The organism is Belnapia rosea, assembly GCF_900101615.1.
GTDB lineage: Bacteria > Pseudomonadota > Alphaproteobacteria > Acetobacterales > Acetobacteraceae > Belnapia > Belnapia rosea.
Genome location: NZ_FMZX01000027.1, coordinates 34,358 through 47,676 on the forward strand (window position 1 = coordinate 34,358; position 13,319 = coordinate 47,676).

13 protein-coding genes are annotated in these 13,319 nt (G+C 60.8%); 4 read left to right on the top strand and 9 right to left on the bottom strand.

The window, feature by feature from the left end; genetic code table 11:
* The first annotated feature begins 37 nt into the window (after positions 1-37).
* The 4 genes from BLR02_RS28950 (at position 38) to BLR02_RS24450 (ending at position 3,731) form a co-directional block, all read left to right on the top strand.
* Positions 38-1,561: a DUF559 domain-containing protein gene (locus tag BLR02_RS28950; RefSeq protein WP_143018285.1), complete on the top strand. Its 1,524-nt coding sequence runs from the start codon at positions 38-40 to the stop codon at positions 1,559-1,561.
* 72 nt (positions 1,562-1,633) lie between these two features.
* Entirely contained in the window at positions 1,634-2,587 is a 954-nt protein-coding gene (locus BLR02_RS28955) for a hypothetical protein (protein WP_143018286.1), read from the top strand.
* Positions 2,588-3,030: 443 nt separating this feature from the next.
* Positions 3,031-3,306 (top strand): hypothetical protein, encoded by a 276-nt coding sequence (locus BLR02_RS29760; RefSeq protein WP_176849792.1) that lies wholly within the window; start codon positions 3,031-3,033, stop codon positions 3,304-3,306.
* 125 nt (positions 3,307-3,431) lie between these two features.
* Positions 3,432-3,731, top strand: coding sequence for a hypothetical protein (locus BLR02_RS24450; RefSeq protein WP_090664995.1), 300 nt, complete (start codon positions 3,432-3,434; stop codon positions 3,729-3,731).
* Here the strand turns inward: BLR02_RS24450 and BLR02_RS28965 are convergent.
* The 9 genes from BLR02_RS28965 to BLR02_RS24485 all read right to left on the bottom strand — a co-directional run.
* Positions 3,728-4,063: a hypothetical protein gene (locus BLR02_RS28965; protein WP_143018288.1), complete on the bottom strand. Its 336-nt coding sequence runs from the start codon at positions 4,061-4,063 to the stop codon at positions 3,728-3,730. The two genes, BLR02_RS24450 and BLR02_RS28965, sit on opposite strands and share 4 nt — an antisense overlap.
* A 564-nt stretch (positions 4,064-4,627) precedes the next feature.
* Positions 4,628-5,716, bottom strand: a complete 1,089-nt coding sequence (gene virB11 / locus BLR02_RS24455; protein ID WP_090664996.1) for a P-type DNA transfer ATPase VirB11 — start codon at positions 5,714-5,716, stop codon at positions 4,628-4,630.
* Positions 5,716-6,354 carry a TrbI/VirB10 family protein gene (locus tag BLR02_RS29765; RefSeq protein WP_176849793.1) on the bottom strand — a complete coding sequence of 213 codons (639 nt, stop codon included), beginning with the start codon at positions 6,352-6,354 and terminating at the stop codon, positions 5,716-5,718. Before BLR02_RS29765 ends, virB11 begins: the two co-directional genes overlap by 1 nt.
* Before the next feature lie 482 nt (positions 6,355-6,836).
* Complete coding sequence (locus BLR02_RS24465; RefSeq protein ID WP_090664998.1) at positions 6,837-7,688, bottom strand: TrbG/VirB9 family P-type conjugative transfer protein; 852 nt, start codon at positions 7,686-7,688, stop codon at positions 6,837-6,839.
* Complete coding sequence (locus BLR02_RS24470; RefSeq protein ID WP_090664999.1) at positions 7,685-8,401, bottom strand: virB8 family protein; 717 nt, start codon at positions 8,399-8,401, stop codon at positions 7,685-7,687. Before BLR02_RS24470 ends, BLR02_RS24465 begins: the two co-directional genes overlap by 4 nt.
* A 287-nt stretch (positions 8,402-8,688) precedes the next feature.
* Positions 8,689-9,729: a type IV secretion system protein gene (locus BLR02_RS24475; RefSeq protein WP_176849794.1), complete on the bottom strand. Its 1,041-nt coding sequence runs from the start codon at positions 9,727-9,729 to the stop codon at positions 8,689-8,691.
* Between the two features lie 13 nt (positions 9,730-9,742).
* The gene (locus tag BLR02_RS29770; protein WP_176849795.1) at positions 9,743-10,171 is read right to left on the bottom strand and encodes an EexN family lipoprotein; all 429 of its coding nucleotides are present in this window, start codon (positions 10,169-10,171) and stop codon (positions 9,743-9,745) included.
* A 10-nt stretch (positions 10,172-10,181) separates the two neighbouring features.
* Complete coding sequence (locus BLR02_RS24480) at positions 10,182-10,904, bottom strand: type IV secretion system protein (protein WP_090665001.1); 723 nt, start codon at positions 10,902-10,904, stop codon at positions 10,182-10,184.
* A 19-nt stretch (positions 10,905-10,923) separates the two neighbouring features.
* Positions 10,924-13,319, bottom strand: a 2,396-nt coding sequence (locus tag BLR02_RS24485) for a VirB4 family type IV secretion/conjugal transfer ATPase (RefSeq protein WP_090665002.1), incomplete at its 5' end; no start/stop codon positions are given.

The following is a 13,319-nucleotide window of genomic DNA, read 5'->3' on the forward strand; positions in this document are numbered from 1 at the left end:
GCTGCGTATTCAATAATATTGACGCCAGGAAGCCGATATGTACGACAAAACGATAGCAATTCGACTTATAATCATCGCAGCCCTCTGCTTACTCGGATTTCTGTTTCCTCTTTCTTTCATCGTAGCGGCCTGGTTAGGCTGGACGATTTATGAAACGCTGAAGAACCCACCTCCACCGCCTCCCGATGAATGGTATACACGGCGGTGGACGACAACCGCTGCAGACCCCAGATGGAGAAGCGACTTTCTAGCTTTCTGCGAGTCACCCGCTGAAACCGAATTTCTTGAGGCCATGATTAAGGCGCACAATCTCACCCCGGATAAGGGGGTCCTGAAAGGATCTGGCTTAACATTGGACCTTCAAGTGAGCGTAAAGCCTTACAGGCTCGATTTTCTAGCAAACGCTTGGCTGGTTGTGGAGATCGACGGTGCGGCTTATCACTCATCTCCAGAGGCAGTGGCCAGAGACAAACAGCGCGACAAATTTCTTAGAACACAAGGATATGCTGTCTTACGCATACCTGCAAAGGTAGTGTTTGACACACCAGAAAAAGCGGTTGAAAAAGTAAATTTAGCGATTGCTTCAGGCCGAATTTCGCTTAACGCAGCATTTACTGAGCAAACACCATTAACATTAACTAAGATTTCTCCTAGAAAAGTACAGCCAAATAAGCGGGTCATCTCGTCGGACGTACTTCGTACCGTCAGATTTTTGGACAGTGCCGAAGGTCAAACCAAAATGGCTTTGATGTATTGGAATGGTCGCGATGTAACGCAGAGCGACAGTGAGGCTGTCCGGTTGTGGCGCATTGCCGCTAAGAAAGGATATGCTGAAGCTCAACTCTACCTCGCCATCGCAATCCGAGAGGGACGAGGCTCAGCCCAAAGCGACAGCGAGGCCGTCCATCTATACCGGCTTGCCGCTGACCAAGGCAATGCACACGCTCAGAACCAATTGGCTTTCATGTACCGCGAGGGCCGCGGAATTCAGCAAGACGACACGGAAGCCGCTCGACTTTATCAGCTTGCCGTCACTCAAGGACACGCCGACGCTCAAAACAATCTCGGTAACTTTCATTTAGAGGGTCGAGCTGTCGAGCAAAATAACCATGAAGCTGCCCGCCTATTTCGCCTTGCATCAGAGCAAGGAAGCGCGAGGGCCCAACTCAACCTATCTCTATTGTACTCCAGTGGTTGTGGCGTGGAACAAAATTACATTGAAGCGGCTCGCCTCTGCCGCCTTTCTGCTGATCAAGGCAATGCAATAGCTCAAAATAACTTAGCCACCATGTATCGTGACGGCCGAGGTGTACCACAAAGCGATACCGAAGCTGCTCGCTTATTCCGCCTCGCTGCCGGTCAGGGTATTGGGCCAGCGCAGCGCAATTTGGGCATCATGTACCGAGATGGCCGAGGTGTGACACAAAGCGATACTGAGGCTGCGCACTTCTTTCAACTCGCCTCCGCTTGGGCCAAAGCTAATCCCGATTATGTAAAAAACAATCCCACATTCATGCATCAAATCAGTTTCGCCGCCATAGAAAGCCAGAAAAAACTTTAGTAACAAGCTGCTCGCCATTCCTCAATCAGCTTTTTCATCAACCGCTATCGGCCCCTTAGGGTAATAAGATAGATGACAGCCTATACCTTGCGTGTTTCTATAAAAGTTCAAGGCGAAAAGCCAATCGCAGGCTTGGAAAGCTCACCAACGATCGAAGTGAATAGGATCGTTGTGACGATCAAGCAGAATTGGCCGCAGCTCATTCTTTCCGCGCACGGTTTCCAAAGTGAGATTGACGCAGAGGATTTTCTCGAAAAGGTAAAACTAGCTCTATTCAATCTTGCAGTGAAATTCAATATCGCATATCGCCATAACTTTCCGCGCAACCCGATTAATTATTTCGATGGCCCGATAGCTTTAAGCGCGCATCTTGCCAATATACTTGGTGCAAGAAGTGCTTCGATCGATGGCGTTGCAGAAGCCGAAGGGTACTCTATTTATGAAAGCGAGAAAAAAATATCATTCATTGATTTCCAGCCAGGAAATTTGACGACTAGCATTGGCTGGATAAGCGCGCAGGCTAGCCTTCTTGAAGGATTGCAAGCGACGCCTCGCCTAATTGATCCTAAAACAGCTATTGCACGTGATTTATACCTAGCTAGCTACTATGAGACATCTCAGCGAGCCCGATTTTTAACTTTAATAATGTGTCTTGAAGTGATGGCGCCACGTCCAAAGCGGCATCAAAAACTCATCGATGCTTTGCGGTGTTTCAGATCTGGGCTTAATAAATTGAGGGTGAACTCTTCTAAGGAGGAAGAGAGGGAAATCGAAGGTGTACTCAGCCAAATTGGCTTCAGCGAAGAGCAGTCGATCAAGCTGCGGATTCAATCGTTGGTGCGCTCTGAGGTGCCATTAGATATAAGTGGAAAAGAAGCACTAGCTGAAAGAATGAATACCGCTTATAAAGTTCGAAGCAACATATCCCACAACGGCGACGATCCTAATTTGCCTAATGTTTTTGATGATGTGCTTCAGGCAGTAAAATTGGTGTTAACTACGAGGCTCGGACTTCCGCTCGATTAATTTAACCCTCCGGAATTTTCTCTTTCGCTTTAGTTCTACGCGACTTCGTTTCATATCACCCATACCCATGGATAAGACAATTAGGGTAGGCCCTAAAGAAACGGCCCACACGCGACAGGAGAGCCGCTGAGCAGATGGAAGAGCTATACAAGAGGGTCGTTGCTAACTGGGATCTGGTCACAAGCACCGCTCTCGCAGTGTGGGCAATTGCTCACTGGTCCTTTCGGTCACGCCACGAGAGCCAGCAGGCACACATTGCCCTGCTCCAACGCCAAGCCGACGACCTCAGAGGCAAAACCAGTGGAGCATCGTCAGGCGACAGCCAGGCTAAGACGGATGAACTCGAGCGGCGGCCTATGTACCCGCTCACACAGCCACAGCGGGACCGCCTCACGACAGCCCTGTCCCGCACCCGCCCAGAGAAGCGGTTTCCGATCCTTATCATGTCTCCTGTGGATGCAGTGGCTCAGGGCGAAAAGATGGCGCAGGCATTTGAAGACAGCGGCTGGCTAGTGACCTTCCAAGCGACCCCCTTTCTGCCTAGTACAGCGAGCGGGATCCATGTGCTCCGGCCAAAGGAAGATCAGTCCGCGAAGCACACATCGACCGCGAATTCGATCATGGAATTCTTTGATGATGCTGGCGTCGTGGTTGGGAGCGCACAGCAGAGCCTGAGGCCGGATCAGGTTATCCTGATGGTGGCACGGCAACCGGCCTAGCTAGCGGCGCCAAGCGGAGGTGAGGCACCACTCACTATAGGCGTGGAGCCGCCGCAAAGTAGATTATCCAGGCTCACCGCAAGCACGGCCCAGGCTTGTGGTGGCATGACTGGAAAGGCACCGCCATGATGCAGCAGACAGAGACGTTCGACGAGTTGCTGAAAGAGTACGAAGCTCGACTTGAGCTGACCATGCATGGTTTCGAGCAGCGGCATGTGATCATCGCTGAGCTTCCGGATGGAAGCTCGATCGTGGTCCGCGGGCAGCGGTATCGCTTGAACCATAAGGATGCCAGCCAACTATCGGCCTGCAGCATCAACGTTCCAACCGAGATTGCTGCTAAGGCGCTGCAGCAAGCCCTTCTCAAAGTGCAGGAGCCACCCGCTCCAAACGCGTTTCGCCGTACTTCGGGCCGCCGCCCCTAACGTGCTCTGCTCCCACCAGTAGGCTGAAACTCGATATAGTTGGCGTCACGCAAGCGGCGGAATGCCTCTTTGAGACGGCGCGTGCTGTCCTCGCGCTCCTGCTGCTCGACCGCCGCCATCAGGAGGCAGTAATCGCGGTCACGGGGTGTCTGAATCTCCCGGCATCCATTGCGGGAGATCAGCTCTTCCAACGATGGCACCTGCCTATCCACCACAGCCAGCGCCTCGGCAAGGTTCTGCGGCTCTCTGCTGCCTTGTCCCTGGGCTACTGCCAGGGACGCATTACCAAGGAGTGCTGCGGCTAGTGTGGCCGTTACGGTGAGGCGCTTCATGCTCGTAGGTATCTCCGTGTCAGTACCAAGGATTGCCAGTCTGGGGCTCTGGTGCCAAGCAAGAAGGGGCCAAGGGGCGCTGCCCCTTACCCCTGGCATTCCGGCTACAGCGAGGCAGGGCCGCAGCCTGCGCCGGGCGTTGCCCCGCTTGTCTGCAACCCGGCCTCGCCCGCCGGAATGCCTCCCCCATCCCCGCGCTCGCCGCTTGGGCAGGGTTGCAGCTGCAAGCTGCAACCAAGAATGAAACTAGACTTCCCATACACGTTCTGGCCGAGCGAGGATAACGAGATGCACGACGCCCCATTTATCGAGTTGAGAACTTCACCCCGGCGCTCCGGTGTCGCGGCCATCATTCGCAAGATGGCTTGGGCCCTGTTGTCGCAGTCCTTGGACTTGCAGGGGTTGCGTTGAGGTTCATGGCGGCATTGCTGGCTCTACTCGCTACACCTCTTGTGATATTACTCAGCGTCGTCGTCCTGGGTGCGATGATCGCCGCGGGCATCTTTGCCTGGCAGGGTGACATGGTCCACGCCATCAGGTTCGGCTCTACCGCCTTGGTCTGCCTCATCCTGCTAGGAGGCTGCGTGCATCTGCTGGCCCTGTTTCTGCCTTCACCGACAGGGCCTGGTCGTTAGCCGGTACTGACCGTTTGCCCTGGCCGCAAAACCAGATGTCCGAGAGGCTATAGCGCCCTTCGCCTAGCCGCTCCTGGTAAGCCACCAGGTCGATTTGATCGTGCAGCATGGCAGTCAGATCCTCTCGCGTGTCGTGGCAGAGGGGTGATTGCCGAGCCAGTGTAGCAAGGGTTTTGATGGCGTTACGCGCCGAAGTTGCGTGAACAGTCGTAATCGACCCCGGATGCCCGCCGAGAACCGCCCGCAGATACGAATATGCCGCGCCATCACGCAGCTCTCCAAACAGCACCCGATCCGGCCGCATCCGTAGACTTGCTTCAACCAGATCGACGGCACCGTGAGTGCTTACCGTCTGCCCTGCGCCAGCGTAGAACAGAGCAACAGAGTTCGACCGAGACACCTTGAGCTCGTTCGTATCTTCAATCGTCACCAGCCGCTCACCCTCAGGCACCAGCCCGACCAAGGCGCGGGCGAGGTAGGTTTTGCCGGAGCCAGTGTCGCCGCAGACGACGATTGTTCGCTTCGCCTGGACGGCTACCCGGAGAGCCGCATGGCGCTTACCAGCCGCCAGAAGGTCGGAAATCTCGGCATCGACGGCAACCGCACGAGACGCGGCAAGGTTGGAGCTAGAGCCCTGGCCCGCAGTCGCCTCTCCTTCCGCCTCCATGGCGGCGTAATCCGGCGCCACAGATGGAGGCCGGCGAATAGTCAGGCTCAAGAGACCATCCCGCACAGAAGGCGGCCGAGCAATCTGGCATCGCTCGCCGTCAGGAAGCTCCGTAAAACAGAGCGGCCAGGCCGGTCCTACGTCCTTGCGCGACATGGACGCCGCAAGCGTGGCAATCGTGTCGAGACGGCTGAAATCCAGCTCAGGCACAGCGTAGTGCAACCACTGGCCTCGCCGCTCGACATGCGCCACGCCGGGCCTATTGATGCAAACATCCGTCACCAGCGGATCCGCCAGCCAGTCGTTGATCGGGCCGAGCAACCGGCGAAGGGTGCGCTCCCCGGGCCGCATCAGCGTGCATCCCCCAGGCTATAGACGCCGGAAAAATCCAACGTCCGAGCGACCATCACCGCAATCTCAGCCCCTTGGTTGATTTTCAGAACCGGCGGGATATTGACCGAATTACGCATCGCCTCAGACGCTGCACTCTGCCCGGTTCCGAGAGTGCGACCGCCCATAAAGCCCATGCCGCCCGAGCCTCCCGCCAGCGCAGACGCCCCAGCAGACACGCCATCCGACACGAGGGAAAGCAGCAAAGCACCGCCAAAGCGCGACCAAAACTGGGTGTCCAGATCACCACCGATGCCGCCTCGCCCCAGCGCATCCGTGGCGGGCGACGCTAGTTCGACCTCGACCCCGGCCGGGGTGATAGCCCTCTCCCACATGACAAACACGCGGGCTTGGCCCTGCTGTAGCCGGCCGCGGGATTCGCCCACAAGGCGCGTCCCCCTCTCCATGAGAACGACCGTCCCCGTCGCGCCGTAAACGTCCCGCGTCAGGATGCAGACCGGCATTGAAGGCTGTGTGGAATCAAAGGCGGTTTGCATCACGCAGGACAGCGGGGTTCCTGGCTGGACGATCAGCGCCAGGTTCTCCCGCCGCATTGCACGGACCCCCGCGAGGCGTGTCGGACGGAGCTGCGCCGCCAACTCGCTTTCTTCCTTCCCGCCCGGTTCCCGCCCTCGCAGCGGAGCGCCATCCGGCGAGGGTTGAGATTGAGTGCTGCCACCCATGAGCAGAGGCGCTTTGCGAGCCGCCTCAGTAGGATCGACCGCCGCCGTTGCCTGCCGAGCAGGTGCCGACAGGGGCCCAGGCGAAGCCACCCCGCTCGGCAGAGGCAGGGACACCGGGCTAGCTGCCAGAGGCGCAGGCGGAGCCACTGGCTGAGGTGGATCGGGGCGCGGCGGCTCGTAGTGCGCCCGCATCGCCACTTTGAGCCGATCCAGGGCCGCTTGTGTGGCAGGGGCCGATTTCTGACCCTCGGGCCGGCCGAAAATGAAGACGAGCGCTGCGACAGTCGCCACGCCACACAGCAGTGCTAGCTTCGTCCCCGACATGGTCGGCCCACGCGACCCGGCAGCAGACACGGACCGATCCGCGGGGATCGGTCCGACATTCTCTTGGTGATCGCTCACTGACGGGCCTCCCTGAGTTCGCGCGTTACTTCAGGCGTAATCGTGCCGGCGCCCGTGCCGATCGGCGACGGAGCAAAGCCTTGGTTGTGGATACACAGCACCGTGGCGCCAAGGCGGAGGCGCCACTCGCGTGAGACAGCGTTGACCACGACGAGGTCACCCCGAACCGTCGTCGGTACCAGAGCTTCCCCGCCATCGGCGCCGACGATGTAGATGCCTGGCAGCGGCGTGTTGGCCGCGAACCGGAAAGCCGTCAGGCGGCCGTCATCGCTAACCTCAGCAGGCTCGATACTGGCGGGGCCCTGCCCGGTGTAGCGCCAGTTCCGCGGCCCGGAGACGATGGCCGTTTCCAGCCTGTCGCCATTGCGGGCCGTCGTCGCGGCCTTGCGAAACCTTGCTGCCCGCTCCGCCGCCTCCCGGCGCACGTCCTCGGGATAGACAAACGAAACCCCAAAGTAGGCGGGCTCGCCTACAGCGACAGAGCCATCCCTCGACACCAGCTCGAACACATACGATCGCCGCGAGCCATCCGGTCGGGTGGTGAGGACCTGCATAGACGTTGGCCCTTGCCGCTGCACCACAGGCTTCAGGAATAGGACATTGCCCGCCTTGGCGACGGCCCACGCCAGGGCATCACCATTGCTGACCTCGCCCACCACCTCACCAGGAGCGAACGTGACCTGCGTCGACGACAGCAGCGTGCCGACGACGCGATACACCTCCCCGTCTCGGAAGGTTGCGACACGCATCCGAGGGTCATGCGCTCCCGGTTGAGGCTCTTGCAGCGCCAAGGCATGCCCAGCGAGCGCCGTGCTGGTGACGAGGGCGAGCAGAAGGGGGCGGATCATCGCGGCGTCTCCGGATCGCGGCGGTAGTCAGTGACGAGCCAGCCAAACGGATTCACCAACCGATCATCGGCGCGGATCGCACCCCGCGACCATCCGAAGCGAATTGTTGCAACCCAGAACTGCGTCTCAGCCGGCCGCCCAGGACCGGCACGCCGCAGATCGCGGGAGAACCGGACCACGACACGCTCCGCCGTCCCATCAGCGCCGGCAAAGACCTGCAAGGAGGCGACTTTGATTTTCGCGGTCCCGCCCGATCCGATCTCTTTCCGCGGGCCTTCCGCGCTGTAGAACCACCGGGAGTAAGCCGCCTGTTCCTCCGCTGTGGACATGAGATTGACCACGCGGAAATCGTCCGCATCAGTGTCAGAGCTGTATCCTTCGCGGGCCAGGACGTATTGCCAAGCCATGTGTTTGACGTGGGCCTCGTCCACTGTCTCCGGCGGCTGCGCGAGAGTTCGCAGCACTTCGGCCGAACCCGTCGCGCGATCCACAACGATTGTCCGCAGCTCCACTGTCTTGAGGGGAGCCAGAGCCGCCGCCGTGCCGAGGCCGGCGAGGCCGACAACCACACCAACACCCGCCAGAACCCAGGCAACCCGCTTGGAGCGATTGGCCGACCGCACAGCGGAGGCCTGGAAATCCCGCACTTGCGACGAGTAAGCCTCGAAGTCCTCCGCAGTGACGGGTTGAGCAGCGAAGGGATCAGCGGTCATTGCGGGCCTCCGGTGCTGGAAAAGAGCGACCGGGGTGCGGCGGCTCGGCGAGGGCGTTTGCGTCAGTCGTCCACCGGCCCGGATTGAGCTGGCGGACCTCGCCTGTGCAGCTCGCCGGGGGCTTCGGGCCGGTCGAGCAGGCAGCGAGCGAAAGCGCGAGGGCGGAGATGAGAGAGAGAGAGCGGAGCATCGGAACCTCGAAACGGGAGGAGCCGGCTTCTGCCGGCTCCCCACATTAGCGCATATTATTGGTAGATGGTAGATACTACCATCTATTCAATTTGGGATCACTCGGCCGCTGCAAGCTCTCTCGATGAGCTAGGAGAAGCCGCAGAGGACGGGGCAGAGAGGGCCGCAGGCCGAGGCCCGCGGACCCGGCGGATCGCGGCACTACCAGCTGTGCGCGTCGCGTTGAGGGCCATAGCACCGCCCGCCATAGCGCCCTTTTTCGCCGCAGAAGCCGGTCGCTCGGCCAGGTGCTTCCAAATTTCGGAGGAGTGGAATCCCACACCACCGGCCAGCCCCTCAGCCATCCGAGGAACCCGCCGGAACATCAGGACACCGACGCACATCACGACAATCCCCGCGATGGCCTGAGCGATGATCGCGCCCAGGTCGACCGCCGGGTTGCGAACAATATTACCGATAATGATGGTTTCCGCGCCGCTGATAATTTGCACCGCCGCCACGAGCATCGCCTGTTGCACAATCGCTGTGAGTGCAACTCGCAGGGCGCCGTTCGCCATCCCCCGCAAGAATCCGAACAGCCAGCAGCCAACCCACAGAGGACCGAGGGCCACAATTGCCGTGAGTACGAAGCGGCAGCCGATAAAATACACATACGAAATCGTCGTTGCAGCGACTGACGATCCCCACAAGATCACGACGGCCACGTGGCCTGGAAACGCCCACGTCGAGAGGCGCGATTCCAGTTTCATGCCAGCAGCGATGCCATTTCGTAGCAACGCGTCAAACGCGTTAACGTCCGGGTCTGCGCTCCCGCCAGTCGCCGCTGCTACCGCCCGTGTAATCCCCTGAGGCAAGGTTTCGAGGAGTGGCGTCCCAATCCAAGTCAGGAAGTTGTCTGCGTTGAGCGCCAGCCAAGCGACGACGCCCACCTTGATAAGGCGGGAAATGATCTCGCCAAACGCTTCGGTAGACAGACCCCGCCAAGCGGAAAACGCTGACCAGCCAACATAGACGACCATGCCGGCCCGAAGCGGGCCGTCGATATAGCTGACCATTGCCCCGACCAAGGCGCTCACCATCGCCAGAAGCGGCGCCTGGATCGCTTGGTCGAGGATTTGAAAGATGCGAGCCAGGTCCATCAAACCGCTCCCTTCAGGTCCGCCGTGCAGGGCCGAGGCTGCGGCGGGCGGGCTCGCAGAGGCCATAAGCGGCCTGTTGCTCGGCCGTCATGCGAGCGCAGAGGCCCAGGATCATCCGCCGAGCCTCCGGGTTGGCCGCGAGCACCTCCGGAGACGTGCTTTCGAGGCCACCGCCACGACGAGCAGGGGTTCTGCCCAATCCGGAGCCCGTACCGGCCATGGCATCGGCTTTGGCCGCGAGCGACGCCCGCTCCGCATTGATGCAATCCGCAGTCCGCTCAAGCTGGCCGGGATTGTCCACGCACCGCCGAGTGACAGCGGCCCGCTCAGTCGGATGCTGCCGATACCATTCAACGCCACGCACTTCCTCCCCGGCGGCTGCGGAAGCTACCGAGGCTGCCAGAAGGAGAAAGAGGCTCAGGTACCTAAGCTCTCGCTGCATGAGTGTGCTCCTACTTGCCGGCCAGCAGCGCATCGGCGGTCGCATCAAGGCTCTGCGCGTCCGCTTCCTGGCGCCGTTGCTCAGCATTGCGATCCTCGGCCGAGGCCCAAACCGTGACGGCCTGGGCCTGGACTTGCAGATTTTGGATTGCGGCTTGCTCGGCACCGACGCGGGCGATCAGATCCATTTTTTCCGCCGGATCGGTTGCCGTAGTCAGCCGGTTTTGCAGCTCCGCTAGGCCCGTCGCCCGCAGCGCAGTCGTGTCATAGAGCTGACGAGCCGCAGCCATACGTCCCGCGATGGCATCCCGGTTCCGCCGCAACTCGGTTGCGGCGAAGTCGCTTCCAGGCTGGTCATACACTCGATTGCGGTCAGAGAACTGCCTCAATAGGCCCACCAGATCCCCACTACTCCCTCGCCCGGAAAGCAGATTGGCGAAGGCGGCGCTATCGATCGGCAACGGCAGCCGCAGCCCAGCCGAGCGCAGCACATTAGCCAGTCCCGCAATGTCCGTCGTGTGAGAGAGCGAGTTGTAGAGGTTCTCCGCCTGGCGAAGCTGACCTTGCAGCACTTGATAGTGACGCTGCATTTCCTCGAGCTCCACCAGGGCTTGCTCTAGGGCGGCCGGATCAAACACAACATCCCCGACGCCAAGGATTGCATGTGCCGGCTGGACAGAGGCCACGGCGAGCGCCAGGGCAGCTACCCCGGCGGTAAGAATGCGCTTTCTCATTTTACGGTCCTTCCCTGGTTCATGCCGCGAGCTCCGCAAACTCTGCGGTATCCTCACCCTCCTCAGCGTCCTCAGCCTTTACCGCTCGCCACTGGGCGCGGAAGGCGGGCAACCAGGCGTCCACATCCTCGCCCAGCTCTGCCCTAAGCCGGTCCATCAGCTTCACCGTCCCCTTGCGGCCACTGATCACGGCAACGTCGTCGAGCATGGCGCCGAGGCTCAGCTCGCAGACGACCGAGTGAGCCCCTTGCTTGAGAAGGAACCGGCGGGTCGCGCCTTGCATGTCATCGCGCACCAACCGCCACTCGGCGTCCGTCAGTCCGAGCCCGTCAACGTGGTCCTCACGCTTGGCGTTGTTGTTGGCGAACAGCACCTTGCTCGGGCATTGCTCGAGAATCGTATGGGCAATGGGCGAGCGCAGCACATCACGGGCAGATTGCGTCGCCAGGACAACCGCGCCGTTCTCCTTCCGGATCACCTTGAGCTTGTCGTTTGCGAGGCTTGCAAAGGCGGGGTCGAGGAGAGCCCGCCAGAACTCATCGACCACGAGAACCAGAGGCCGCCCATCCAGCAGGCTTGCAATGCGATGGAAGGCATAGGCCATCGCCGGCCCTCGCACTTCGGTATGATCCAGGAGGTGCGTCGTATCGAGACCCAACACCGCAGCATCGAGCGACAGCACATCGGCAGGGCCGTCAAATGCCCACCCCAGGGCGCCGCCCTCGCACCAACGCTCTAGCCTGGCGCCGATCCCTTCCTTGTTGCTGTGACCGAGGAACCCCCGCAGCTCGGAGAGGGTTCGCGCCTCCATCGGCCCCGCCATGACGGCTGACAAGCCCTGCGAAAGCAGACGCTTCTCCTCAGTCGTCGGAGCCTCCCCGCCGCCCTGAGTGACTAGGCCTGTCACCCAGGCTTCGAGGAATGCAATATCCTCTGCGCTGTCAGTCAGCGCACGGAGCGGCGCAAACCCGGTCGGGCGGCCCATTTCCAAGGGCAGATACGTCCCGCCGAGGGCTCGCGTCAGGATAGCGAGCCCCTTCGAGTAGTCGAAGATCACGAACCGGGCGCCAGTCCGCTCCGCTTCTGCCACCACGAAGCCAAGCCAAGTTGATTTTCCCGAACCGGTAGGACCGATGACGAGCGTGTTGCCCACGTCATCCGGCGCCCCGACGCCTGGCGGCGGCTGGAAGTGGTAGTGCAGAGCGGTCCCGCCCGAGGTGCGGAACACAGTCACTGGCACGCCCCACACACCCTTTGCCGCCCCGGCCGGATAGTTATGCAGCGGGGCCATCGCGGCCATGTTCCGGTTAGTAACCACGCCGGGACGCACCCGATAGCGACCATTGCCGGGGAGTTGCGCCCAGAAGGCAGCCCCTAGCCCGCGATCTTCCCGAACCACCACAGCGCCGCCGTCCGCCAGATCGCGCCTCGCCTCAGCAGCTACATCAGCCAGCCTTTGCGGATTGTCCGCAAACACCGCGAGCGAGACGTGATGGCTCCCCATCACCACGGCATTGCCTTCGATTTGCGCCGCCAGCACCGACAGCTCCGCCGCCTGGTGCCCGGCCCGATCCCCCGCCGTCGTCATCTGATTTTGTTTGCGGGTTGCGACCGTCCTCGCTTCCACCTTGGGCAGAAGCGAGAAGGATTGTGTCAGGACACACGCATACGGCGCCGACAGGATGGCATCGAACTGCCCCGCCCAAGTGCTCTCGGGATATTCTTTGCAGCCCAGCATCGCCATGAAGCGGCTACGCCCAGGCCCGCGCAACTCGATAGTCTCAGCGCCGACAATCACCCGTTCGCAGTAAATCGCGGAGCCCAGGTGCCCCGTGACGACCGGGACCGGTAACCGCTCACCGTAGAGAACAAGCCGCATTGCTTCGGCAATCTCGGAGAACAAGGCACCACGCCGCCCTCTCTGCCCGGCACGCTTACCCTTCCTGACGCCCAGCCGCCTCGGCCGGTACTCAGACAGCCCGCTGACCAGGACCGCAACCGCGTCGTCCAGTCGACGCAGCTGATCCTCAGTCACCGCCGGCCGGTGTCCCGCCAGTCGCCGCAGGCGGGAGGATGGTGAGGCGTGGGGTGCGAGGGAGACGGTTACGAACAGCTCGTTGCGATAGAGCGGGACCGCGCCGAATAGCTGGCGACGATATGCGTCGTCCAGCTTCGCCGCGAACGGAGAGCGACACTCAGCCGCCGGATAAACAGACCGATCAGCAGCAGAGCGCACCACGTGCACCGACACCGTGACCGCCGCGTGAGTGCCTGCCGTTGCAGCCAGATCGCGCAGCAACTTTGCCCACCCACGCACCCGCCCGTTTAGCGCCGAGGCCGCCGCAGTCTCCCACGGCAAGCCTTCGACCGCCAAAACCGCGTGCAGGGTGCCACTGTCATCGAGGATTGAGGTTT